We start from the raw sequence: 23764 nt of genomic DNA on the forward strand, positions 1-23764 counted from the left end.
CGTCAACTCCGGGCAATCAGACTATGGGTGACATAAAAACAAACACCCGCGGCCACAAGATCCCTTGACTGGCGGGATCTTCTGGAACGCGGGTGACAAGATCGGGAATTGGGCGTATCAGTCTTCAGACTCGCCCTCTCCTCCCGGAGCCTGCTGCGGAATGCGAACATTACGTGCAGGTACCACAGTGGAAATAGCGTGCTTGTAGACCATCTGGCTGACAGTATTTTTCAGCAAAATCACGAACTGGTCGAAAGATTCGATCTGGCCCTGTAGCTTGATACCGTTGACCAGAAAGATGGAAACCGGAATGCGTTCCTTGCGCAGTGCATTAAGGTAAGGGTCTTGTAACGAATGCCCTTTTGACATGTGTTTTCTCCTGTTTTTAGTAAGTGCAGATCGTCATTTATAAAATTTAAATGTGGTGCGAAGTCGGATTTTTTTCAAGGCTGACTCAGCGATAAGTTTGTCGTCGCTATCCAGCCACTCCACATCGGACCACTTGCGCAACCAGGTCAACTGCCTCTTGGCGAGCTGGCGTGTTGCTGCCACTCCCTTGCCGACAAATGTCTCGTAATCGTCTTCTCCGGACAAATAACTCCAGGCCTGACGATATCCGACACAACGCATGGAAGGGAGATCAGGGTGCAAGTCTTCCCTGAGCATCAGTGCCCGCACTTCGTCAAGAAAGCCTGCATCCAGCATTTTCAGGAAACGCAGGCGAATTCGCTCATGAAGCACGCGCCGCTCCGGCGGCATCATGGCAAGCTGAACAACAGTATACGGAAGCAAAGATGTTTCGTCTGCCTGCCAGCGAGTGAAATAGGTGTAATCCTCAATATCACCGCCTTGCGCCGCGGCCGTTGGTTGTTCGCCAGCACCGGTTTCGGCCTTCCAGAATTCGGAAATCGGCTTGCCGGTAAGACGCAGTACCTCCAGGGCCCGCATCAGGCGCTGCCGGTTATTGGGGTGAATGCGCTCAGCTGCGACAGGATCGCTGCGCCGAAGTTCCTCGTGCAGGGCCTCCCAGCCACGCTCTTCGGCCTCTTGTTCCAGGGCAAGTCGAACGGTGGGACTTGCCGATGGCAGGCCCGACATACCATGGAGAAGCGCCTTGAAATACATCATGGTGCCGCCTACAAGCAGCGGCACCCGTCCCGCTGCTGTAATTTCTGCCATCGCAGCTAGCGCGTCCCGGCGGAAATCCGCAGCTGAGTATGTTTCCGCCGGATCGCAGATATCGACCAGTCTGTGGGGCGCCCGCGCAAGCTCTTCTGCGGTCGGTTTCGCCGTCCCGATATCCATACCCCGGTAGATCATCGCAGAGTCCACGCTGATGATCTCACAAGGCAGGTGATCACAAAGCGCCATGGCCAGATCGGTCTTACCCGAGGCCGTGGGGCCCATCAGGAAAATGGCAGGGGGCAGCGACACCTCAGCGGCCCCGGAGAAATAGCTTGTCCAGTTCGGACATGGTCACTAGCGTCCATGTCGGCCGACCGTGATTGCACTGGCCGCTGCGTTCGGTCGCCTCCATATCCCTCAACAGCGAATTCATTTCAGGAATGGTGAGCTGCCGATTGGCACGAACGGATCCATGACACGCCATGGTTCCAAGCAGTTCGTGAGTCACCGCTTCAACCCGGTCACTCTGACCATGCTCGATCAGATCCGCCAGTACATCACGCACCAACTGTTCGGTATCCGCACCACGCAGCAGCGCGGGTACCTGCCTCACCGCCAGAGTCTCCGGGCCAATGCGCTCGATCTGCAAACCAAGCTTCTGCAATTCTTCACCGTGGGTCTCGGTCAGGGCCGCCTCTTTCTGACTGACCGCCAGCGATAGTGGCACCAGCAATGGCTGGCTTTTCAGATCCTGCTCGGCGAGTGCTCGCTTCATGCGCTCGTAGGTAATTCGCTCGTGGGCGGCGTGCATATCTACCACGATCAGCCCCGCGCGCCCCTGGGCAAGAATGTAGATTCCATGCAACTGTGCAATGGCGTAGCCAAGCGGTGGTTCCTGATCGCTGTCAACAGGCGGTGTGGGCATTGGCGTGGCGACGCTATCACTGGTGGATACAGGCTGCTGCCCTTCGCTGCCCCCGCCGGCATTCAGGGACTGGTAAAAGGCCATCTGATCACTGGCCCGCCACTCCTGCTGCGGCTGGGGCTGCCCGCCAAATCCGGCACCTGAGCCGCCCGGATAACCGTAATTCGGTACCGATGGCTGGCCGTTCCACCCCCCCTCTACAGGAGCACCGGTTGCCGCAACTCCCTCTTGGGTTTGGGCCGATGCCTCGCGACCAAAGGACTGCGCCACCGCACCGCGAAAATGATCGTCCGGCCGCACATCGGCCAGCGCCTTATGCAGGGTTCTGAAGATGAAATCGTGGACCAGGCGACCATCACGGAACCGGACCTCATGCTTGGTCGGATGGACGTTCACGTCGACAGTGGCGGGATCCACCTCAAGATAGAGCACAAACGCCGGATGCCGGTTATTGTAGAGCACGTCGCGGTAGGCTTGGCGCACGGCATGGGCCACCAGGCGATCGCGGATAACGCGACCGTTAACAAAGAAGTACTGTAGATCGGCCTGACTACGCGAAAAGGTCGGTAGAGCCACCCAACCCCAGAGCCGCAAACCGGTTGCTTCGGCATCAATTACCACGGCATTGTCGATGAATTGCTGGCCGCACAGGGCACCAATACGCCGCTCACGATCCAGAGCCGATTCCGCTGGCCTGAGGCTTTGCACAACCCGCTGATTGTGGCGCAGGGTAAAGCCTGCATCGAAACGGCTCAGCGCTTGGCGGCGCACGCACTCCTCAACGTGGTTGAATTCGGTCTTCTCGGTACGCAGGAATTTTCGACGGGCCGGGGTGTTGAAAAACAGATCCCGCACTTCCACCGTCGTTCCAACGGGATGGGCTGCAGGCGAAATCCTCGCGTCCATTTCCCGGCCTTCGACTTCCACCCGGGAGGCCGCTTCCTGGGACTCGGTTCTTGAAGTCAGGGTAAGCCGAGAGACGGAACTGATACTGGCGAGCGCTTCTCCGCGAAAGCCAAGCGATGCGACTGCCTCCAGATCATCCAGGCTGGCAATCTTACTGGTGGCATGGCGGCTGAGGGCAAGGGGCAGATCATCTTCCTCAATACCGCTGCCGTCATCCCGAACGCGAATCAACTTGACGCCGCCCTGCTCAACTTCAACGTCGACCCGGTTGGCACCAGCATCCAGGGCATTTTCGACCAGTTCCTTGACGACAGACGCGGGTCGCTCCACCACTTCACCCGCGGCAATCTGGTTCGCGAGCCGTGGTGACAGCAATCGAATGGGGGGCATGTTACGGAAAAACCTCTTGATCAGGACGCGGGAATACGAATGGTTTGCCCTACCATAACACGGTCGTCCCGAAGGTCGTTAAACTGCATCAGCTCGCTGACGGTCGTCTGGTTTTTCCGAGCCACGCCGGAAAGCGTATCGCCGCGCTGTATGCGATAGTGGCTGATGCTGTTCCCGCCCTGGCGATTCTGTTTCTGCCACGCCAGAAGGGTGCCCGGCGGTGGCGTTTTCTGGAAGTAATCGTCAATGCCCTTCATGATGGCGCCGGCCAGCTTGTTGCGGTACCACTCTGTCGACAGGTTTTTCTCTTCCTGGGGGTTCGAGATGAATCCGGCTTCCACGAGAATGGAGGGGATATCCGGCGACTTCAGCACCGCAAAAGCAGCCTGCTCGACGCCTGGCTTATGCAATTTCGCTACGCCACCCAGTTTGCCAAGAACGGAACTGCCTACGCCAAGACTGGCGTTGATGCTGGCCGTCATCGAGAGGTCCAACAGAACACCGGCAAGCATGTCGTCCCGACCATCCAGAGACAATCCACCGGCGCCACCGATCAGATCGGAGCGGTTCTCACTGTTAGCCAGCCATCGGGCAGTCTCACTGGTAGCTCCACGCTGGGAAAGAGCGAACACGGAAGCTCCCCTCGGCTGGGGCGTCCGGAACGCATCGGCGTGTACCGATACAAAAAGGTCGGCATTGTATTTTCTGGCCAGAATCGTGCGATTGCGAAGACCAATATAATAGTCCCCTGTCCTGGTCAGTTTGGCGGTATATCCCGGCCGATCATTGATCAGGCTGGCCAGGGTTTTCGCCATTTTCAGAACCACGTCTTTTTCATGGGTTCCTCTCGGACCAATGGCGCCGGGGTCCTCTCCGCCATGCCCGGCGTCAATGACCACGATGATGTCACGCTTCCCGGAAGAATCCTGGGTCACGGTCGGCGTAGCCGCCTTTTCCAGCCGACTGCCACTTTCATCAATCAGATCGACCACCAGCCTGTGGCCATACTGCTGATTCGGTTCCAGCTGAAAGCTCCGCGGCTTGATGTCGGCCTTGAGATCCAGGACTACACGCAAGTCAGTCCCGTTCCTTGGCGCGCTCCGGATCCGTTTGATCGGGCTGCCGGAAAGGTCCAGGCCGGAGAAATCGGTTTTCAGATTGGCATTTTTCAGATCGATAACCAGCCGGGCCGGACTGCTTAGGGAGAAGATGTTGTGCTCGACCTGACCGCCGGTATCCAGAACCAGGCGAGTGTGATCGGGCGCGGGCCAGATACGGGCGCTCTCGACCTGCGTTGCAGCCGAACCGTGAAACGCCAATGTCGCAAGCAATAGCGCTATTGGCCAGATCAGTTGTTTAATCAGCTTTGTACAATTCATACAGCTTACCTGCCAGTCTGTTCCCGGTTTCGGAGCCGCTAACGCGCCGGACCCAACACATCCAATTCGTTCAGCAATTGGCCGCCCAACTCTGAACGGGCCCTGATCACTACAGAACGCCCTTCGCCCCGGGTCTCGAGATGAATCTCTAGATCCGGCTCGGGCAATATACCTTTACCACGCTCCGGCCACTCAATCAGACAAAGATTTTCACCGGAGAAATAATCCCGGATGCCCATATATTCCAGCTCTTCCGCATCGCCCAGGCGATAAAGATCAAAATGGTAAGTCGGTGGTTGCAGGGTTTCATAGGGCTCCACCAGCGTGTAGGTCGGGCTTTTTACGGCCCCCTGGTGGCCAAGCCCGCGCATGACACCCCGGCTGATTGTGGTTTTACCCATACCAAGATCACCATCCAGGTAGATAACCACACCGTGGCCAGATTCTGCGACGGTTCTCGCCAGCTCACGGCCAAGATGCTCGGTTTCCGCCTCACCCTCAAGGAAAAGCCGGCGTTCATTGCCCATTATGCTCATAGATCTCTTGCCCCCGGGTGAGTTTCAGACTCCCGAAAAACCAACGGCAGTGCATCTATTACATCGTTAGGGATTAAACCCATATACCCATGGGTTTGCGAGGCCCGGTCCGCTGCTGCCAGGTGGGCCGATGCTCCGAGCACGGCGGCTTTTTGCCCATCGCCAATCTGTCCCAGAACGGCACCGATAATCCCCGAGAGCACATCTCCCATACCGCCAGTGGCCATGCCGGGGTTGCTGCCACTGACAATATCAAGGGCGCCGCCTTCAGAAGCGACAACCGTACCTGCGCCTTTCAGGAGAATCGTGCCGCCATACAGTGCCTGCAGTTTTCTGGCGGCGGCCATTCTATCCGCTTCTACCTCGGGCACTAGGCAATTCAGCAGCCTGGCTGCCTCGCCCGGGTGCGGCGTCAAAACATGGTTGTCCGCCGGTACGGCAACCCGACCGGACAACAGGTTCAGGGCATCCGCGTCCAGCACCCTGGGCTTGCCACTGGCAATGACCTGCTCCAGCATCTGCTGCCCCCATGCGCTTCGCCCGATACCGGGGCCGCAGACGACCACCGAAGCTGCGTCAAGCAGCGACGGTAGCTCAGAACCATGAATCAATCCATGAACCATTACCGATGGACATCGGGCCAGGGCTGCCGTCACATGCTCGGGGCGCGTCGCCAGCGAGACAAGCCCTGCCCCCGAACGCGCAGCCGCCTCTGCCGCCAGCAGTCCGGCGCCGCCGAAGCCCCGATCGCCAGCCACCACCAGTACATGTCCGAAACGCCCCTTGTGGGCGTTGGCAGGCCGTGGCGGCAACCAGGACATCACAGAGTCCCAATCACGACGAGCGGCCACCGGCTTCTGGCCGCTGCCAGCTACACCATCGGCAGTATCCAGGGATTCAAAGACTACCTCGCCGCAGACCGCCGCTCCCTGCCCGGTAAAAAGGCCGGCCTTGAGCCCGATAAAGGTGACCGTCATGGCTGCGTTAACAACATCTCCTTCGGCTGCCCCGGTAGAGGCATTAAGCCCGGAGGGCAGATCCACTGCGAGCACAGGCGCGGGCGCCTGGTTGCACCGGCCTATCAGCGACGCAAACGGTTCCCGGGGTGCACCGGAAACGCCAGTACCAAGCATCGCATCGACAATGAGCCCTGCGTCGGAAAACAGATCATCCAGTGATGAATCGCTGAGTGCCTCCAGATCGAGCACGTCAACGCCGTCTGCCAGTGCCTTTTGCCAGGCTTTTCGTGCGTCACCGGACAGTTTGCCTGTGGGCGCAACGGCGACACACCGGACATCCAGGCCATGCCTCCTCGCGCTGGCTGCAACCAGGTAGCCGTCACCGCCGTTGTTACCCGCACCACACAGCACCAGAACCGAGCCACACTTGGGCCAGTAGCGAACCAGGCAGCGAAAAGCCGCATGGGCGGCAGACTGCATCAGCTCAAAACCATCAACGCCCTGCTGATCAATCACATAGCGATCAATCTGCCTCACCGCGTCGGCGGAAAACAGTGCGTCTGGTAGACTGTGCCCAACGGACGGCGGCATGAACCTTTGCTCCCGTTACAGAAACCGGTTTAAGAAAATTGGCCAGATACCTGTAAAGCATAGCAAAACAGTGGAAAAGGTCATAACTTAATCAGATTAATTATGCGTACCCCGGTTCGAGAACGAACTCTGGCACCGGCCGTGACTATGAGCGCCACATCATTGAGCACCAGAACATATCCGGAACTCGCTGATCTGCCAGCGCTTATCCGCCAGTGGGCGGCTGAGCTCGGGTTCTCTGATGTGGGTATCACCACCGCGGATACCGGTGAGCACGCAACCCATTTGCAGGACTGGCTGGCAGCGGGTTACCAGGGCGAAATGGACTATATGGCCCATCATGGTGACAAGCGCTACACGCCCACCTCCCTGGTGCCGGGTACTACTCGGGTGATTTCTGTGAGAATGGACTATCTGCCTTCGCCGGACAGCCCGAAAGAAGCGCTTACTAACCGGGAGGGCGCCTATGTTACTCGTTACGCACTGGGGCGCGATTACCACAAACTGATCCGCAAGCGTCTCGCGCAGCTGGCAGCCAGGATTGATGACGCCGTCAGCGGATACGACTACCGGGCGTTCGTGGACAGCGCGCCGGTGCTGGAGCGCGCCCTTGCGCAGAGGGCGGGCCTGGGCTGGATCGGCAAGAACAACATGCTGATCCACCCGAAGGCCGGTTCCTTCTTTTTCCTTGGAGAAATTTTTACCAGCGCGCCCCTACCCGTCGACGAGCCCTTTGAGTCCGATCATTGTGGCAGCTGTTCGGCCTGTCTCGATCTATGCCCGACAGACGCCTTTGTCGGCCCCCACAAGCTCGATGCCCGGCGCTGCATCAGCTATCTGACCATTGAACTCAAGGGGAGCATTCCCGAGGAGCTACGCCCGCTGATGGGTAACCGGGTTTTCGGCTGCGACGATTGCCAGTTGGTCTGCCCCTGGCAGAAGTTCAGCAAGCCAACCGGGGAAAAGGATTTTCAGCCCAGACACGGGTTGGACAACAGTTCTCTGGCAGAGCTGTTTCTCTGGACGGAGGAGCAGTTCCTGAAGCGCACCGAGGGATCGGCGATTCGGCGAACAGGCTACGAGGGCTGGCTGCGTAACCTGGCTGTGGGGCTGGGTAACGCGCCCTCCACCATTCCGGTGATTGAAGCCCTGAAAAAGCGCGCGGACCACCCTTCCGAGATGGTCCGCGAGCATGTCCAATGGGCACTGAAACGCCACGGTTTATAGTTTGAAGAACTGTTCCCGGTAATGGCGCAGCTCGTTGATGGAGTCCCGGATGTCATCCAGGGCGAGGTGGCTGCCTTTCTTTTTAACCCCGGCCAGGACATCCGGGCGCCAGCGGCGGGCAAGTTCTTTGACCGTGGATACGTCGAGATTCCGGTAGTGGAAGAAGTCTTCCAGTTCGGGCATGTACTTGACCAGGAATCGGCGATCCTGACCAATACTGTTGCCGCACAGGGGTGACTGGCCCTTTTCGACGTGCTTCTTCAGGAATTCGATGGTCTGCTGTTCGGCTTCAGACTCGGAGATGTCGCTTTCCTGAACGCGCTTGGTGAGGCCGCTTTCACCGTGGGTTCGGGTGCACCATTCGTCCATGGAGTCCAGAAAGGATTGTGGCTGATGGACGGCGATAACTGGTCCTTCTGCCACAATATTGAGTTCTGAATCGGTGATGATTGTGGCCATTTCGATGATCCGTTCTTTTTCCGGATCCAGGCCTGTCATTTCCAGATCGATCCATACCAGGCGATTGCCTTCTGTCATTTTCTTCATTCCCAGCTTTCGAGATTTGGGGTGTGCGGGAGCGGGGACGTGGTTCCGGAAAACGCTACAAGCACATCCCTGTGCGCTTGGCTTCGGCCATCCCTGGCCTCAGACATTTCCGGAACCACGTCCCCGCTCCCGCTTGCGAAATTGGAGTTACCTCAAACAACCTTCTTCGGTGAAACGATACAGGGATTTCACCGGCTTGAATTGTCTGTGTATTGTGGACGATTAACGTATCATGTAACACCTCACGCACACCTAAACTGGCATCAGCTATCTACATGGCAAAACGGCGACTGAACAAACAGCAGCAATTCCGCATCAAGAAAGTCCAGGAAGAGCGGGCGGCCCGGGCGGCGCGCAAGGAGAAGAAGGTTCAGGAGCAGGCTGATGCCGGGGAGCTTGGTCCGGAGCAGGAAGGGTTGGTCATTGCTCACTACGGGCAACAGCTGGATGTCGAAGCGCTTGAAGGCGAGTTGGCCGGCAACGTGGTTCGGTGTTTTGTTCGGGCCAACATCGATAGCCTGGTGACCGGTGACAAGGTTGTCTGGCGGCCGGGGAAGAACGAGACCGGGGTTATTGTTGCCCGGGGTGAGCGTCGCAATCTGCTGCAGCGGCCGGATAATTTTGGCGCGCTGAAGCCGGTGGCAGCCAATATTGATCACATTATTCTTGTGATCGCTCCGGAGCCGGAACCCCACGATAACCTGATTGACCGGTACCTGGTGGCGTCGGAGATCACGGATATTCCCGCGGTGATTTTGTTGAACAAGACAGATCTGATCACCGACAGTAACCGGGATAGTATCAATGCGCTTTTGGGCCGGTATGAGGCTCTGGGCTATGAGGTGGTGCGAACGTCTGCCGCGGAGTCTGGAGATAAGCCGTCGCCGGAGGTTGAAGCGCTGGTGAAGGATCAGACCAGTGTGTTTGTTGGCCAATCCGGCGTGGGCAAGTCCTCGATTATCCAGACCCTGATGCCAGATGAAGCCATTCGCGTTGGGGCCGTATCAGAAAGTACCGGCAAGGGAATCCACACTACGACCACGGCGAAACTGTTCCACCTGCCTCTGGGCGGCGAACTGATTGACTCGCCGGGCATTCGCGAATTCGGGCTCTGGCATATGACGGCGCAGGAGATCGAATATGGTTTCCGGGAAATCCGGGAGGTGATTGGCACCTGCAAGTTCCGCAACTGCCGGCACATGGGTGATCCGGGTTGCGCCATCGACAGGGCCGCAGAGGAAGGGAAAATCAGCCCAGAGCGTCTGAAAAGCTTCCACCGGATTCTTCAGGATATGGCGGAACAACAGGCCCGGGGGCTCAAGCTGGACTGAGGTATCCGGCTTTACCAGTTCAATTCACCCGGTGCAGGCTCTTCCTTCTCCTGCAGCCATTCCCCACTCTCCAGGCGTTCACGGGCAGCCTCCTGCTCTTCTTCGGTTGGCTGGGTGAGATCGATCAGCGGCTCGTCGGACTGGCCGGCGCTGCTCTGGATGTTGTCGACGGTTTTCTTGTTAAGGACGATGATGGAGATGCGGCGATTGACCGGCGCATTCGGATCTTCCTTGTCGAACAGCACTGAATCGCTCAGGCCCACAACGCGGGCAATCTGCTGCTGGCGAACACCGCCGGCCACGAGGGCTCTCCTGGCAGTATTGGCCCGGTCTGCTGACAGCTCCCAGTTGGTGTAGCCTGGCCGGCCATTGAACGGTGTAGAGTCGGTGTGCCCGGTAATGCTGAGCTTGTTGTTCACGGAGCCCAGTGTTTTGGCCAGCTCAAACAGGATATCCTGGGAGTAATACTTCAGCTCTGCCCGGCCGCTGTCGAACATGGGACGCCCCGACCGGTCGACGATCTGGATTCGCAAGCCCTCGTCGGTGATATCGATCAGTAGTTGATCCTTGAACTCCTGAAGGGTTTCATTCTGTTCGATGCGATCTTTCAATTCCTGAAACAGCTCCTCCATACGCCGCTGCTCGAGGGTTTCGGAGAGCTCATCCACCACCTGGTCTTCGATCTGGATCTGGCTGGACTCGATATCCGGACTTGCCTCGTTGACCACCGATGCACTGCCCTCAAGATCGACGGGGTTCGGCGAGCCCCCTTCTGTGAAACCAACGGGATCCCGGAAATAGCCCTCTACGGCTTTTTTCTGCTCAGGCGACGCTGTAGCCGTTAACCAGAGTACCAGGAAGAACGCCATCATGGCGGTTGCGAAATCGGCAAACGCAACTTTCCAGGAACCACCATGGTGGCCACCGGCAACAACCTTTTTCCGCTTGATGATGATCGGTTGCTCTTCCACGAATCGGCTCCGGGCTCAGATGAGGACGTTTTTACTTGGAGCGAACGTGGTCGTTCAGCTCCTGGAATCCAGGGCGTTTGTCCGTGGGCAATGCCTTCCGGCCAAACTCGATGGCCATCTGGGGTGCCTGTCCGGATACGGTTGCGACAATTGACGATTTTACGCACTCGTAGGCCTTCAGCTCGTATTTTGCCGCGTGTTCCATGGCAATGGACGCAGGACCAACGAAGCCATACCCCATAAAGATGCCCAGGAAGGTACCCACCAGGGCCGCAGCCACACTGAGACCGATTTTTTCCGGCCCCTCGGTGAGGAAGTTCATGGTAATCACGATACCAAGCACAGCGGCGACGATGCCGAGCCCGGGCAGCGCATCGGCAATCTTGTTGACCGCGTGAGCAGGCTCCTCAAGCTCATGTTGGCGACTGTCGATTTCGTTCTCCATCATGCCTTCCAGCTCATGGGTTGCCATATTGCCGGAGCTGATAATGCGCAGATAATCGGTGATAAAGGCCAGCAATTCCTTGGATTTCATAATGGCCGGGTAGCGACTGAAAATCTGACTGGACTCGGGGTTGTCGATATCTTCCTCGATTGCCATCACACCCTGTTTACGGGACTTATCGAAAATCTCATAAAGCAGGCTCAGGAGGTCCATGTAGAACGCTTTTTTGTAGGGCGAGCCTGTGAGCAGCTGAATACCCCTGCCAAACACCTCTTTCAGGGTGTGCATGGGATTGGCAATAATGAACGACCCCAGAGCCGCCCCGAAAATGATCAACACTTCGGTCGGCTGCCAGAGCACCATCAGATTGCCGCCGTGGAGAACATAGCCAGTCAACACGCTGGCCAGAACAATAATCGAACCGACGATCAGTAACATAGAATCTACGCACGCCCTATTTTCTTGGTTATTGGCCGAAGCCGGAAGCTGTCACGCACAAGTTGACCCGATAATAGCAAGGCCATGCCACAACCGCGAAGCCGTGAAACAATTTCTATACAGGTGGCAGTCTTTGGTAAACTTCGCGCCTTTGAGCGCAAAGGATCACATTTAATGTTCGACAAGCTTTTTGTTCTGAGCCAGTACATCACGCCGCAACTGGGGGTTTCCAACCTTGCCGGTCGTCTGGCCGACAGTGACAGCTCCCCTGCGCTCAAGAACCGGGTCATCAAGTGGTTTATCGGCCGCTACGGCGTTGACATGAGCGAAGCGGCCGAAACGGATCCGGAAGCCTACCCTACCTTCAATGCGTTTTTCACCCGAGCGCTGAAGCCGGGCATCCGCCCTCTGGCGGACGGCGAAAAAACCCTGGTCAGCCCTGTTGACGGTGCCATCAGCCAGTTGGGACAGGTAACCGGAGACCGGGTATTCCAGGCCAAAGGCCGGTCTTTCAGCCTGGGTGAATTGCTGGGCGGCGAAGAAGCAACCACCGCACCGTTTACCAGCGGCGAGTTCTCGACAATCTATCTCTCTCCAAAAGACTATCACCGCATCCATATGCCGATGGCAGGCACACTCAGGCAAATGATCCATGTACCCGGCAAGCTATTCTCGGTGAATCCGGTTACTGCCGAGAACGTTCCGAACCTGTTTGCCCGCAACGAACGGGTTGTCTGTATCTTCGATACCGATTCCGGCCCCATGGCAATGGTACTAGTTGGCGCCATGATCGTCGGCAGCGTGGAAACCCGCTGGGCAGGCGTGGTTGTGCCCGGCAGCAGGCAGGTTACCTCAACGCGGTATGAAGGTGAGCAAGCCATCAGCTTCGAGAAAGGTGAAGAGATGGGCCGGTTCCGCCTCGGTTCAACGGTGATTATGGTTATGCCCAAGGGAGCCGTCACCTGGAACAGCGATCAGGTGGCAGGTAAAACCGTCCGCATGGGTGAGGCCTTTGGAGCCCTGGCCTGATCGGTTCTTTTAGGCTCACGCCCGCTCGAACGGAAAGGCGAGAACCTCACTGATATCCTGAACCCCGAGTTTGAGCATCAACAGGCGATCCAGTCCGAGCGCGACACCAGCGCACTCGGGCAATCCCTGCTCAAGACCGGCAAGAAACGCCTCATCCAGCGCCATTTCGGGCTTTCCGGAGTGCCTTCGAAGCTGATTATCGGCTTCAAATCTCAGCCTCTGTTCCTGCGGATCGGTCAACTCCCAGTAGCCGTTACACAGTTCAAGGCCATCTATGTAGAGCTCGAAACGGTGCGCCGTTTCGTAACCCTGCGAAAGTGAGACCCTGGCCAGAGAGGCCTGCGACGCCGGATAGCCGGTTATGAACACGGGTCTGTCCCGGCCAAGATGCGGCTCTACTGCAAAACTCATCAGCAGATCCAGGCAGCCATCGCGCCCGAGATCCGCCAACTGTTCCGGCTCCATCCATTGTTCGCAGCGACGCATCAGTTCCCGATCAGTTGCCGCAAAAGGATCAAGGCCCGCCCAGCGCTCCAGTGCGTCCCGATACTGGATAGTGACTGGTCGCTGACATTGCAGCCAGCCGCAAACGAGATCCGACACTTCTTCCATAAGCGCCACGTCATCAAAACCCGTCCGATACCATTCCAGCATCGAGAATTCCGGGTTATGGCGACGCCCCTGCTCGCCGTTGCGGAACACCCTGGAGATCTGATAGATCGAACCTGAGCCAGCTGCAAGCAGACGCTTCATGTGGTATTCGGGAGAGGTCTGGAGCCAACCCCCGGTCCTGGAACCGGCGGTGACCTGGGCGTGAATGCCATCGAGGTTGACGTCGGTGACGCCGCACCGCCCCAGAATCGGCGTCTCGACCTCAAGCACCCCTCTTCTCGCAAAAAAGCCGCGCACAAACGCCAGTTGCTGTGCACGGCTTTCCAGGGCAGCCTGCGAGGCAGAAGGCTGCCAGACAGGTTTGCGGGTCATGGCTGGATTAACTGCTCTTCACCCGGCTGACGTATTCGCCGGAGCGGGTATCAACCTTGAGTACTTCACCGATGGTAATGAACAGAGGTACGTTGACCACGGCACCGGTGGAGAGCGTCGCGGGCTTGGAGCCGCCCTGGGCGGTGTCGCCCTTCATGCCCGGGTCGGTATCGACCACTTCCAGCTCGACGAAATTGGGGGGCGTTACCGAAAGTGGCGAGCCGTTGTAGAGCGTCACGGTGTACACGTCCTGCTCTTTCAGCCACTTCAGGGCATCGCCGACCGCCTTGGCATCAGCCGGGTACTGTTCAAAAGAGCCGTCAGTGAGCATGAAGTGCCAGAACTCACCATCGGTATAGAGGTATTCCATGTCCTGATCAATGACATCTGCGGCTTCCAGAGTTTCGCCGGACTTGAACGTGCGCTCCCAGACCCGGTTGGTCATGAGGTTACGCAGCTTTACGCGGTTGAAGGCCTGCCCCTTACCGGGTTTTACAAACTCGTTCTCGAGAATGATGCAGGGGTCGCCATCCAGCAAAACCTTAAGACCGCCGCGAAATTCGTTGGTAGAATATGAAGCCATGAAATGTCCACCTGACAAAATGCTGTTTAGAATTCGAAGGGCGTTATGATACAGCGAACCCCCGCCCGTATAGAAGCCCACCTTTCCGACCACGAACATCGCAGCTGGCAGCAATTGCTGTCGGACTCCGTAACGTCGCCGGAAGAGCTGCTCCGACGCCTGGAGTTACCCGAGGAACCGTGGCTGTCGGCGGCACGGCAAGGCCATGGCCTGTTTTCGGTGCGGGTGCCCGAACCGTTTCTCGCTCGCATGGAAAAGGGTAATCCCGCTGACCCCCTGCTCAGACAGGTGCTTCCTCTTGCTGAAGAAACCGGTCACGCGCCGGGTTTTGTCAGCGACCCACTGGAAGAGTCGGGCGCTATTGCCACCACCGGGCTGATTCGCAAATACCGCAGCCGGGCGCTATTAATGGTGACCGGACAATGCGCGATCAACTGCCGCTACTGTTTTCGCAGGCACTTCCCCTATGATAAACAACGACTGAACCCGGATGACAGAAAGCAGGTCATTGACACCCTGGCGGCCAGCCCGGAAATCAATGAAGTCATTTTCAGCGGCGGCGACCCCCTGGCTGTTAACGACAGACTGCTGGCTCAATGGGCAACCGCTATCAGTGGCATCCCGCACATTCGTCGCCTGCGCTTGCATACACGCCTGCCAGTGGTCATCCCGCAAAGGGTCTGTGACGAGCTTTTGAAATGGCTCTCCACAACGCCCCTTCAGATCGTGATCGTGTTGCACGTAAATCATCCAGCGGAAATAGACACCGCCACGCGCCGGGCCCTCTCTTATCTCCGGGCTGCAGGCGTAACACTGCTTAACCAGAGCGTTATCCTGAGGGGAGTAAATGATCAGGCTTCGGTGCTTGAGGAGCTGAGCGAGACCCTGTTTGAAGCAGGCGTCCTGCCCTATTACCTGCACGCATTTGACCCGGTGGCAGGCGCCCACCACTACGATGTGCCGGATGAAGAAGCACGACATCTGGTGCGTGAACTGCTGTCGAGATTGCCAGGATTCCTGGTGCCAAAGCTGGTAAGAGAGGAGCCCGGCAAGGAAAGCAAGACCCCGATCAACCTGTTCCCGTGACCGGCATCGCAAAAAAGGGCCCGATTTCACTTGTCAAAGATTGTCAACTCATGATCTTCTCGCTTTTTACGACTGGTTTGCTACTTTAAAGTCCAGTAACGTTGAAGATAAAAACATGTATTTACGGCGTTTTCCTGACAGGCCGGTGGACACTCAGTAGCCACCAGTGGCCGGACAGGGCCAACCCCGGAATACCACCTGTGGTCCAGACATTGGCATGCATTCATGGAAGGTAAGACCCTGAAACCTGATCTCCGCGTTCCCGAACAGAAAACGGCCAGTCTGTCGTTCTGTGACACGACGCCCAAGGCGTTCCGGGTCTGGATCGACCAATTGCCTATGGCCAATATCGGCGAGGTATCACGGCAGCTCTACCATGCCATTATCGAGCTGAACCACCTGTTTCTGACACCCCAGCAACGCATGCAGTTCCTGGAGCTTATCCGGGAAAAGATTCATTTCGTGTGCAACGAGCTTTCCCGGCACTACCTCGGTCTGGCCGTGGCGCTTCCTGAAAAGCAGAGGAAAATCGCCAACCTGTCCCAGGCGCTTCAATTACACCTGGCCGGCGGTTACAAACTGTGTCTGCTGGAGTTCATCGACAACGGAGGCCTGGACAAAAACCGCCGCCAGATTGCCACCGCAGCGCATCGCGCCATTTCCGAACTTTCGGCAACGATTCTGAGATCACATCAACTCTATTGCCCCAGCCCTGCCCAGAGCTGGCTCGAGTGTCATCGGCTGTACCGGTTTGCCCATCGCAACAAGCTCTCCGTGGTTCAGGTGGAAGACGACACGCTCCTGCATCGTCGCACCAGCTCAGTAGCCGATGCCTACAAGAGAATTCTCCTTCTTGGCTGTGCTCGTCCGAATCAGCTGCGACAGTCGGAACTTCTGCATGTCTATGAGCTTTGTGAATCATGGACTGACCACACCCGTTGCGGGCCTGATATCGGTGACGACAGTCTCTTCGTAATCAACATGGAAAGGGACAACCCACCGTTTTACCGCAGCCTTCTGGAACAAAAGCCCGGTGATGAGAGCTTTGGCTTCGATACCCGGGATCTCTCGGCGATGCTCTCTGAAACGCTTCACGCCCGGCGTGAGCATAAGGAGACAGATCACGAACTGAGAGTACCGGCAAAGGTCAGCGACACCCTGCTCACCCATCTCAGCCAGGCCCTGGGCATTCTCGCCAAGCGAAATTTCAACCGAATCGCCAGCCAGGGATCTCTCGAAGTGTGCGTGGGTCTGACCGCCGCCCATTACTTCATCGCCGGCGAGAAAACGTTTACCGAATTCGTGAATGGCAATGACAACGGCCATCATGAGGATGAAAACCTGTTCGTACGGTCTTCACGCCAGAAACAGGATGCCTGGTCGGGCGCCCACGATGCAGGGCCCAGCGATGAACGACTCCACGCCGCCGATACGCCCATCAATTTCAAAGGTTCCTTCGGCAACTCGCAGGCGCCATCGACGGACAGGAATCGGCCAAGGTCTCACCATTCCCTGTTGATCAATACAAGTCCGGGCGGCTACTGCGTTGCCTGGGAAAGCCATGTGCCACCCTCACTGCAGGCCGGTGAAATTCTGGGAGTTCGAGAGCAAAGCAGCCACCCCTGGAGCGTAGCCGTTGTGCGCTGGATTCGTCAGATCAAGAACCAGGGTACGCAGGTCGGAATTGAGCTCCTGGCCCCCAGCGCCTCACCCTGTGGGGTTCGCCTTGTTCAGAAGGTGGGAAATAGCAGCGAATATCTACGTGGCTTGCTGCTGCCGGAAATCAGCGTGGTCAACCAATCCGCTACGCTGATCACACCTCGCCTGCCGTTCCAGTCCGGGAGCCGAATTTCCCTGCTCCACGACGGCCGGGAGGACCAAGGACAACTGTCTCGCAAGGTCTCCTCCACCGGCAGCATCAGCCAGTTCGAACTCAAATTGCAGAATGCCGCAACGCTGAATGCTGGCGCCCCACCAGCATCGTCCGGTGCCAGCGAGGATGAGTTCGACTCGCTCTGGCCATCGCTGTAAGGTCACCAAACTGAGACACCGGCCCCGGCAGAGGGTTGTTATTGAACCACAACCCCTGCATCATTCAGCGTTAGTGAATGAACCGTGTATCACGAGACGCCCTTCGAATGCAGAAAAAGAACGCGACCGTACACCTGCTGATTCTTGATCCATCGCAAAACGATGCCGAATCGCTGGTCAGCCTGCTCCGCAACTCCGGCAAGGCCACCCGAGCCCACAGAATCACCTCGGAAGAAGATCTTGAGGAGACGCTGAAAGCGGGAAACTGGGATCTCCTTCTGGCCCGTGATCTGGACCAGGAATTCTCGGCCGATGATGCCCTTGCCATGATCCGCAGGATGGACAAGGACATTCCGTTTATCCTCCTAACGGAAGAGGAAAGCCGCGAACGCACGGTTGGCATGATGAAGGCAGGCGCCCAGGATACTGTGGCTTTTGAGCATACCGACCTGATTGTTCTGAAGGTAAACCGAGAGCTGGCAGCCCTTGATGAGCGCCGAAGACGTCGTGTTCTGGAATCCCACCTGCGAGAGGCAGAACAGCGCTGTCAGTTGCTCCTCGAGAGCTCCAAGGATGCCATTGCCTACATCAACGACGGCATGCATATCTATGCCAACCAGTCGTACATGGAATTCCTCGGATACGACGATATTGACGACCTTATCTGCGTTCCGGTGCTGGACACCCTTACTCCGGAAAGCCAGGAAAAGTACAAGGAGTTCATGAAGTCGTTTGCCGAAAAGGGCGAAGACGGCATGACCATGAACTGCACGGCACGGCGTAGCGACGATCACGAATTGAACGTCACGATGTCGGTGTCGGCTGCGACCTATGACGGCGAGGCCTGCACACAGATTGTGTTGCAGCCAGAGCACAGCGATGCGGAACTGGAAGAAAAGCTTCGCCAGATCAGCAGTCAGGATCTTTTGACTGGCCTCTACAACCGTCAGTACCTGATGGATGCACTCGCCGAAGCCATTGCCACTGCCGGCAAGAAGAATGAGACAGGTGCGCTGGCTTACATCGCCCTGGACAACTTCATGAGCATGAAGGGGCAGGTAGGCATTTCCGGCGCAGACTTGCTCTTGGGGGATCTGGCCAACCTGCTCAAGGAACAGGCCGGAGAGGAGCTCACCCTGGCACGACTGAGCGACGATGCCTTCAGCCTGCTGTGCCAGCCATGCGACGAAGGCACGATGGTCGAACACGCCGAGCGTATCCGTAAGGCCGTAGAAGACCATCTTTTCGACATCAATGATCGCACGGTACAGCTGACTGTGAGCATCGGTGTTGCGTCAATTACCGAGAACTCTCCGAAGGCCGAGGAGCTCATGGCCCGGGCGCATACGGCGTCTGCGGAAGTGCGCAAGCTCGAGGGTCATGCCGAAGGCAACGGTGTGGTGGTGTACAACCCGGCCGACTTCGAAACACTGGATCAAAGCAATTCGGTGGAAGCGATTCAGAAAGCCCTGGAAGACAACCGATTCCGCCTTCTGTTCCAACCGATCATCAACCTGCGCGGTGAAGGCGAAGAGCATTACGAAGCCTTCGTGCGTATGCTCGACAAGGACGACGAGGAAGTCTCACCCTATGACTTCCTGCCGCCGACGGGCCCGAGCGACACCGCTATCAAGATCGACCGCTGGGTTATCCTGCAGACCATCAAGCAGCTCTCCAGCCACCGGTCACGGGGTCACGATACCCGCCTGTTTCTCAATGTGACGGCTGAAACCCTGCAGGATAAGACCTTCACTCCCTGGCTGAGTGTCGCCCTGAAGGCCGCTCGTCTGCCCGGAGACTCCCTGATCTTCCAGATCCGTGAAGGCGATGCCAACAACTTCATGAAGCAGGCGAAAGAGTTCACCAAGGCAGTCCACGAGCTTCACTGCAAGGTGTCCATCGCCCAGTTCGGCTGCGCCCTCAATCCGTTCAATACCCTGAAGCACATCGATACCGACTACGTGAAAATCGATGGTTCCTTCACGGAAGAAATCCAGAAGAGCGAGGAGGCCAAGGAGCAGGTCAAGGAAATGGTCAAGAGCCTGCAGTCCAGCGGCAAGCTCACCATCATTCCGCTGGTGGAGAACGCCGGCGTTCTCGCCACACTATGGCAGGCCGGCGTGAATTACATTCAGGGCTACTATCTGCAGGCGCCGGTACCGGAAATGAACTACGACTTCGGCGACAACTGAGCCTGATCGGCTCAGAAGTCGGCGTTTTCCAGACTCTGGTTGGTTTCGCTCTCCCGGAAACCAATCAGATAAAGGATTGCGTCCAGACCCAGCGTGGAAATCGCATGGCGAGCCGACTCCTTGACCATCGGCTTGGCACGGAACGCCACACCCAGGCCAGCCTGACTGAGCATGGGGAGGTCATTGGCACCGTCACCCACGGCAATCACCTGTTCCCGGGAAATATGCTCCTTCTCGGCGATCTCCAGCAACAGTTCTGCCTTCCGCTTGCCGTCCACAATCTGCCCTGACACCCGTCCGGTGACCTTGCCAGCCTCGATCTCAAGCTCGTTCGCGTAGATGTAATCGATGCCAAGTTTGCGCTGCAGATGGCGGGCAAAGTAGGTGAATCCGCCCGACAGGATGGCCGTGCGATAACCCAGTGCCTTGAGACTTCGAATCAGGTGCTCAGCCCCCTCGGTCATTCGCAGCCGTGAGGCGATGCCCTCAAGTACCGACTCGTCCAGCCCCTTCAAAAGCGCAAGGCGCTCGGCGAAACTCTGGCTGAAATCCAGTTCGCCCTGCATGGCCCTCTCGGTAATCTCCGCCACCTGCTCGCCCACGCCGGCTTCCGCCGCGAGTTCGTCGATCACTTCGGCTTCGATCAGCGTAGAGTCCATATCAAAGACCACGAGACGACGATTACGCCGGAAAATGGAATCCTCCTGGAACGCAATATCCACATTCATTTCGCCGGCGATGTGCAGGAAGTCAGCGCGCAACTGCTCGAGATCCGATGGTGTACCCCGAACCGAAAACTCGACACAGGCAATCCGGTTATCGGCGGCGTTCAGAGAAGGCCGGGCAGACAGCCGGGAAATATTGTCGATATTCAGGCCGTGGCGGGCGGTAATGGCCGAAACACGGGCAATCTGCTCGGCTTTGATATCTCGGGCCAGCAGCGTCACGATGTAGCAGGCCCGGTTCCGGGCGGCGGCCCAGGATTGGTATTCCTCCACCGTGATGGGCGCAAACCGCACCTGCAGATCCAGGGCATGGAGCCGGAACAACAGATCCCTGATGACCGGAGAGGATTTGGACTCGTCCGGAATTTCGATCAGGATGCCCCAGGTCAGGTGATCGTGGATGACCGCCTGGCCAATATCCAGAATCCGCACATCGTAACGCCCCATGATGCCGGTGATTTCCGACGTCAGGCCCGGCTTGTCACGTCCGGAGACATTAATCAGTACCAGTTCACTCACTGTCGACACCCTCACTGTCTGAGCCGGCCTCTTCCTGCGCCCGAGCAGCGGAAGGAATCACATCGATGCCATCAACCCGTTGCAGTCCCCTGGGCAGCTTGTGGCCGCGCCGGCCCCGCTCTCCGAGGTAGTGTTCAAGGTCACTGAACTGGAGCCCCATCTTGCGCTTGCCCGCCCGGACCTCCAACTGGTCGTCCTCGGCAAATACGGCCACTGCTACCACATATTCCTCACGGTTCTGGACCCTGGCAGAAGGAATGCTGATGATCTTGTTACCCTTACCCTTGGCGAGTTCCGGCAGCTCGCTCAGCGGGAACACCAGCATACGACCCTCGTTGGACACCGCCCCAAGGTACAATGTTTTTTCAGTGCTCGGTATTACCACCGGAGCCATGATCCTGGCCCCTTTGGGGACACTCACTACCGCCTTGCCATTGCGGTTTTTGCTGATCATGTCATTCAGTGATGTCACAAAACCATAGCCGCCATCGGTGACCAGCAGTGCCTTGCGGGACGGATCCCCCATCAACAGCCCTGAAAAGCTTGCCCCGGAAGGAGGGTTGATCCGCCCGGTTAGCGGCTCGCCCTGCCCCCTGGCAGACGGCAGGCTGTGAGCCATCAGCGAATAGGCCCGCCCGGTGGAATCCAGGAAAATCGCCTGCTGGTTATTGCGCCCCCGGGCTGCCAGTGAGAAACGGTCACCGGCTTTATAGCTCAGACCTTCCGGCTCAATGTCGTGCCCTTTGGCGGCGCGAACCCAGCCTTTCTCGGACAACACAACGGTGACAGGATCATTCGAGACCAGATCCACTTCACTGAAGGCACGAGCCTCTTCACGCTCGACAATAGGTGAGCGACGGTCATCACCAAAGGTTTCGGCATCTGCCTGCAGCTCGCTCTTGATCAGCTCGCGGAGGCGGTCTTCAGAACCGAGGATGGACTGGAGCTCATCCCGTTCGGCTGAGAGCTCATCCTGCTCGCCCCGGATTTTCATTTCCTCGAGCTTGGCCAGATGGCGCAGCTTCAATTCGAGGATGGCCTCGGCCTGATCGGCAGACAAACCGAAACGGGCCATCAGCTCGGCCTTGGGCTTGTCTTCAGTACGGATGATTTCGATCACTTCATCAATGTTGAGATAAGCAATCAGCAAGCCTTCCAGGATATGCAGGCGAGCAAGAACCTTGTCCAGGCGATGCTGGAGACGACGGATTACAGTAGTGCGACGGAAGGCCAGCCACTCGGTCAGAATCTGCTGCAATCCCTTCACGCCCGGCCGGCCGTCATTACCGATCACATTGATGTTGACCCGATAGGTTTTCTCGAGATCGGTGCTGGCGAACAGGTGCGCCATCAAGCCATCAAGATCGACCCGATTGGAGCGGGGCACAATCACCAGGCGGGTCGGATTTTCATGATCGGATTCGTCACGAAGGTCGGCCACCATGGGAAGCTTCTTGGTCTGCATCTGGTGGGCAATCTGCTCCAGCACACGGTTACCGGAGACCTGGTGTGGGAGGTCCGTAACCACGATTTCGCCGCTTTCCCGAATCCAGCGGGCGCGCATCCGTAAGGATCCGCGGCCGGTTTCATACATCTGCCGGATGTCCTTCCGGGGAGTAATGATTTCCGCCTGGGTCGGAAAATCCGGGCCTTTGATGTGTTCACAAAGCTCTTCCACCGTCGCCCCGGGCTGATCCAGCAGGCGTATACAGGCGGCGGTCACTTCCCGCACGTTGTGCGGCGGGATATCGGTGGCCATACCAACCGCAATACCGGTGGTGCCATTCAGAAGTACATGGGGCAACCGGGCAGGCAGTACCGACGGCTCTTCCATGGTGCCATCAAAATTGGGCACCCAGTCCACCGTACCCTGCCCAAGCTCGCCCAGGAGCACTTCCGCGAAAGGCGCCAGGCGGGATTCGGTGTAACGCATGGCAGCAAAAGATTTTGGGTCATCCGGCGAGCCCCAGTTGCCCTGCCCGTCCACCAGCGGGTAACGGTAAGAAAAAGGCTGGGCCATCAGCACCATGGCTTCGTAACACGCGCTGTCACCATGGGGGTGAAATTTACCCAGCACATCGCCCACGGTGCGCGCGGACTTCTTGTATTTCGAGGTGGATTTCAGTCCCAGCTCGGACATGGCATAGACAATTCGCCTCTGAACCGGTTTCAGGCCATCGCCGACATTGGGAAGTGCCCGGTCAAGAATGACGTACATGGAATAATCGAGATAGGCCTTCTCCGTGTAATCCCGGAGCGAAACCCTCTCGAAGCCTTCATCCGTAGTCTGAAACTCTGGCATGGATGCCTCTTTGATTGCCTGTGTTGCCTGATTTGAAAACCATCGGTGATGCTGTGCCCTGCCCCGTAATAATCACCGGACAGCAGGAGCGCACATTATATGGAGCAAGGCGCCGATACACCAACAACCTGCGGATTTATTGGCCAAAAACGGACCTCTGTTGTACAGACGCCTGATTCCAATAGCGGAATTCCCGCATGGAGAGTCTGTAAGGTGGGCCGTATTCTCGCATTCAGTGAATAGAAGACCGTTTTACTTCTCTGACAAGCGGAACACTATGAAACCCAACATCAAAGCCTGCGGGCAAGCCATGGTGACAGCCATGGTAAATGCAGTTCTGGCGGTAGCACTGATGCTCCTTGTGGAGTTTGCAATCAGTGGTAGCTTCCAGATTCCCGAGACCTATCTCTGGGCAGGATTACTGATCTGGGTGGTCATTTTCGCGGGACAGTTCTGGCGACAACGACATCTCTGCAGATCCTGCGACACACCATCGGAATCACCCGACCCCTCCCGATAACCCGATCTGCTCCCGGCCAGAATG

At 57.5% G+C, this 23764-nt stretch carries 20 protein-coding genes; 7 read left to right on the forward strand and 13 right to left on the reverse strand.

Annotation, left to right across the window (positions count from 1 at the left end; all coding sequences use genetic code 11):
• Nucleotides 1-117 precede the first annotated feature (117 nt).
• Genes hfq through GJU83_RS03655 form a run of 6 tightly spaced genes read right to left on the reverse strand, consistent with a single transcriptional unit; the run spans nucleotide 118 to nucleotide 6811 of the window.
• Nucleotides 118-369, reverse strand: coding sequence for an RNA chaperone Hfq (hfq, locus tag GJU83_RS03630; RefSeq protein ID WP_008170056.1), 252 nt, complete (start codon nucleotides 367-369; stop codon nucleotides 118-120).
• 33 nt (nucleotides 370-402) lie between these two features.
• On the reverse strand, nucleotides 403-1407 hold the full coding sequence (miaA, locus tag GJU83_RS03635; RefSeq protein WP_217352222.1) for a tRNA (adenosine(37)-N6)-dimethylallyltransferase MiaA: 1005 nt from the start codon (nucleotides 1405-1407) through the stop codon (nucleotides 403-405).
• Nucleotides 1408-1435: 28 nt separating this feature from the next.
• Nucleotides 1436-3346 (reverse strand): DNA mismatch repair endonuclease MutL, encoded by a 1911-nt coding sequence (gene mutL / locus GJU83_RS03640; RefSeq protein ID WP_153633721.1) that lies wholly within the window; start codon nucleotides 3344-3346, stop codon nucleotides 1436-1438.
• 20 nt (nucleotides 3347-3366) lie between these two features.
• Entirely contained in the window at nucleotides 3367-4725 is a 1359-nt protein-coding gene (locus GJU83_RS03645; protein ID WP_069183025.1) for an N-acetylmuramoyl-L-alanine amidase, read from the reverse strand.
• 38 nt (nucleotides 4726-4763) lie between these two features.
• The gene (gene tsaE, locus GJU83_RS03650) at nucleotides 4764-5261 is read right to left on the reverse strand and encodes a tRNA (adenosine(37)-N6)-threonylcarbamoyltransferase complex ATPase subunit type 1 TsaE (RefSeq protein WP_069183024.1); all 498 of its coding nucleotides are present in this window, start codon (nucleotides 5259-5261) and stop codon (nucleotides 4764-4766) included.
• A complete protein-coding gene (locus GJU83_RS03655; RefSeq protein ID WP_153633722.1) occupies nucleotides 5258-6811 on the reverse strand; it encodes an NAD(P)H-hydrate dehydratase in 1554 nt (517 codons plus the stop codon). Before GJU83_RS03655 ends, tsaE begins: the two co-directional genes overlap by 4 nt.
• Nucleotides 6812-6958: 147 nt before the next feature.
• On the opposite strand from GJU83_RS03655, the gene queG reads away from it, so the two are divergent.
• Nucleotides 6959-8038, forward strand: coding sequence for a tRNA epoxyqueuosine(34) reductase QueG (gene queG, locus GJU83_RS03660; protein WP_153633723.1), 1080 nt, complete (start codon nucleotides 6959-6961; stop codon nucleotides 8036-8038).
• Here the strand turns inward: queG and orn are convergent.
• Nucleotides 8033-8575: an oligoribonuclease gene (gene orn / locus GJU83_RS03665; protein WP_153633724.1), complete on the reverse strand. Its 543-nt coding sequence runs from the start codon at nucleotides 8573-8575 to the stop codon at nucleotides 8033-8035. The genes queG and orn overlap by 6 nt on opposite strands.
• 284 nt (nucleotides 8576-8859) lie before the next feature.
• Between orn and rsgA the strand changes: the two genes are divergently transcribed.
• A complete protein-coding gene (gene rsgA / locus GJU83_RS03670; RefSeq protein ID WP_153633725.1) occupies nucleotides 8860-9915 on the forward strand; it encodes a small ribosomal subunit biogenesis GTPase RsgA in 1056 nt (351 codons plus the stop codon).
• 11 nt (nucleotides 9916-9926) lie between these two features.
• Here the strand turns inward: rsgA and motB are convergent, their stop codons facing one another.
• Both motB and motA read right to left on the reverse strand, forming a co-directional pair.
• Nucleotides 9927-10886, reverse strand: a complete 960-nt coding sequence (gene motB, locus GJU83_RS03675) for a flagellar motor protein MotB (protein WP_136631652.1) — start codon at nucleotides 10884-10886, stop codon at nucleotides 9927-9929.
• Between the two features lie 31 nt (nucleotides 10887-10917).
• Complete coding sequence (gene motA, locus GJU83_RS03680) at nucleotides 10918-11769, reverse strand: flagellar motor stator protein MotA (protein WP_069183018.1); 852 nt, start codon at nucleotides 11767-11769, stop codon at nucleotides 10918-10920.
• A gap of 174 nt (nucleotides 11770-11943) precedes the next feature.
• On the opposite strand from motA, the gene asd reads away from it, so the two are divergent.
• A complete protein-coding gene (asd, locus tag GJU83_RS03685) occupies nucleotides 11944-12798 on the forward strand; it encodes an archaetidylserine decarboxylase (protein WP_153633726.1) in 855 nt (284 codons plus the stop codon).
• Between the two features lie 15 nt (nucleotides 12799-12813).
• On the opposite strand, the gene epmA is transcribed toward asd, so the two are convergent.
• Nucleotides 12814-13782 (reverse strand): EF-P lysine aminoacylase EpmA, encoded by a 969-nt coding sequence (gene epmA, locus GJU83_RS03690; RefSeq protein ID WP_153633727.1) that lies wholly within the window; start codon nucleotides 13780-13782, stop codon nucleotides 12814-12816.
• Nucleotides 13783-13789: 7 nt separating this feature from the next.
• Nucleotides 13790-14365 (reverse strand): elongation factor P, encoded by a 576-nt coding sequence (efp, locus tag GJU83_RS03695; RefSeq protein ID WP_069183015.1) that lies wholly within the window; start codon nucleotides 14363-14365, stop codon nucleotides 13790-13792.
• A gap of 45 nt (nucleotides 14366-14410) precedes the next feature.
• On the opposite strand from efp, the gene epmB reads away from it, so the two are divergent.
• The 3 genes from epmB (at nucleotide 14411) to GJU83_RS03710 (ending at nucleotide 19674) form a co-directional block, all read left to right on the forward strand.
• Nucleotides 14411-15451, forward strand: coding sequence for an EF-P beta-lysylation protein EpmB (gene epmB, locus GJU83_RS03700; protein ID WP_153633728.1), 1041 nt, complete (start codon nucleotides 14411-14413; stop codon nucleotides 15449-15451).
• Nucleotides 15452-15676: 225 nt separating this feature from the next.
• Nucleotides 15677-17482, forward strand: a complete 1806-nt coding sequence (locus tag GJU83_RS03705) for a cyclic-di-GMP receptor FimW-related protein (RefSeq protein ID WP_153633729.1) — start codon at nucleotides 15677-15679, stop codon at nucleotides 17480-17482.
• 107 nt (nucleotides 17483-17589) lie between these two features.
• Nucleotides 17590-19674, forward strand: coding sequence for an EAL domain-containing response regulator (locus GJU83_RS03710; RefSeq protein WP_069183012.1), 2085 nt, complete (start codon nucleotides 17590-17592; stop codon nucleotides 19672-19674).
• 11 nt (nucleotides 19675-19685) lie between these two features.
• On the opposite strand, the gene serB is transcribed toward GJU83_RS03710, so the two are convergent.
• Nucleotides 19686-20918: a phosphoserine phosphatase SerB gene (gene serB, locus GJU83_RS03715; RefSeq protein ID WP_153633730.1), complete on the reverse strand. Its 1233-nt coding sequence runs from the start codon at nucleotides 20916-20918 to the stop codon at nucleotides 19686-19688.
• The gene (gene parC, locus GJU83_RS03720; protein WP_136631658.1) at nucleotides 20911-23220 is read right to left on the reverse strand and encodes a DNA topoisomerase IV subunit A; all 2310 of its coding nucleotides are present in this window, start codon (nucleotides 23218-23220) and stop codon (nucleotides 20911-20913) included. Before parC ends, serB begins: the two co-directional genes overlap by 8 nt.
• 277 nt (nucleotides 23221-23497) lie before the next feature.
• Here parC and GJU83_RS03725 point away from each other — a divergent pair, with 277 nt between their 5' ends.
• Entirely contained in the window at nucleotides 23498-23740 is a 243-nt protein-coding gene (locus tag GJU83_RS03725; RefSeq protein WP_069183009.1) for a hypothetical protein, read from the forward strand.
• The last annotated feature ends 24 nt before the right edge of the window (nucleotides 23741-23764 follow it).

Origin of the sequence: Marinobacter salsuginis (genome assembly GCF_009617755.1) — a bacterium.
Taxonomy (GTDB): domain Bacteria; phylum Pseudomonadota; class Gammaproteobacteria; order Pseudomonadales; family Oleiphilaceae; genus Marinobacter; species Marinobacter salsuginis.

Excerpts from the sequence above, each read along its gene's own strand:
- hfq (WP_008170056.1), bottom strand. The coding sequence starts at position 369 with ATGTCAAAAGGGCATTCGTTACAAGACCCTTACCTTAATGCACTGCGC.
- miaA (WP_217352222.1), bottom strand. The coding sequence starts at position 1,407 with ATGGGCCCCACGGCCTCGGGTAAGACCGATCTGGCCATGGCGCTTTGT.
- mutL (WP_153633721.1), bottom strand. The coding sequence starts at position 3,346 with ATGCCCCCCATTCGATTGCTGTCACCACGGCTCGCGAACCAGATTGCC.
- GJU83_RS03645 (WP_069183025.1), bottom strand. The coding sequence starts at position 4,725 with ATGAATTGTACAAAGCTGATTAAACAACTGATCTGGCCAATAGCGCTA.
- tsaE (WP_069183024.1), bottom strand. The coding sequence starts at position 5,261 with ATGAGCATAATGGGCAATGAACGCCGGCTTTTCCTTGAGGGTGAGGCG.
- GJU83_RS03655 (WP_153633722.1), bottom strand. The coding sequence starts at position 6,811 with ATGCCGCCGTCCGTTGGGCACAGTCTACCAGACGCACTGTTTTCCGCC.
- queG (WP_153633723.1), top strand. The coding sequence starts at position 6,959 with ATGAGCGCCACATCATTGAGCACCAGAACATATCCGGAACTCGCTGAT.
- orn (WP_153633724.1), bottom strand. The coding sequence starts at position 8,575 with ATGACAGAAGGCAATCGCCTGGTATGGATCGATCTGGAAATGACAGGC.
- rsgA (WP_153633725.1), top strand. The coding sequence starts at position 8,860 with ATGGCAAAACGGCGACTGAACAAACAGCAGCAATTCCGCATCAAGAAA.
- motA (WP_069183018.1), bottom strand. The coding sequence starts at position 11,769 with ATGTTACTGATCGTCGGTTCGATTATTGTTCTGGCCAGCGTGTTGACT.
- asd (WP_153633726.1), top strand. The coding sequence starts at position 11,944 with ATGTTCGACAAGCTTTTTGTTCTGAGCCAGTACATCACGCCGCAACTG.
- epmA (WP_153633727.1), bottom strand. The coding sequence starts at position 13,782 with ATGACCCGCAAACCTGTCTGGCAGCCTTCTGCCTCGCAGGCTGCCCTG.
- efp (WP_069183015.1), bottom strand. The coding sequence starts at position 14,365 with ATGGCTTCATATTCTACCAACGAATTTCGCGGCGGTCTTAAGGTTTTG.
- epmB (WP_153633728.1), top strand. The coding sequence starts at position 14,411 with ATGATACAGCGAACCCCCGCCCGTATAGAAGCCCACCTTTCCGACCAC.
- GJU83_RS03705 (WP_153633729.1), top strand. The coding sequence starts at position 15,677 with ATGGAAGGTAAGACCCTGAAACCTGATCTCCGCGTTCCCGAACAGAAA.
- GJU83_RS03710 (WP_069183012.1), top strand. The coding sequence starts at position 17,590 with ATGCAGAAAAAGAACGCGACCGTACACCTGCTGATTCTTGATCCATCG.
- parC (WP_136631658.1), bottom strand. The coding sequence starts at position 23,220 with ATGCCAGAGTTTCAGACTACGGATGAAGGCTTCGAGAGGGTTTCGCTC.
- GJU83_RS03725 (WP_069183009.1), top strand. The coding sequence starts at position 23,498 with ATGAAACCCAACATCAAAGCCTGCGGGCAAGCCATGGTGACAGCCATG.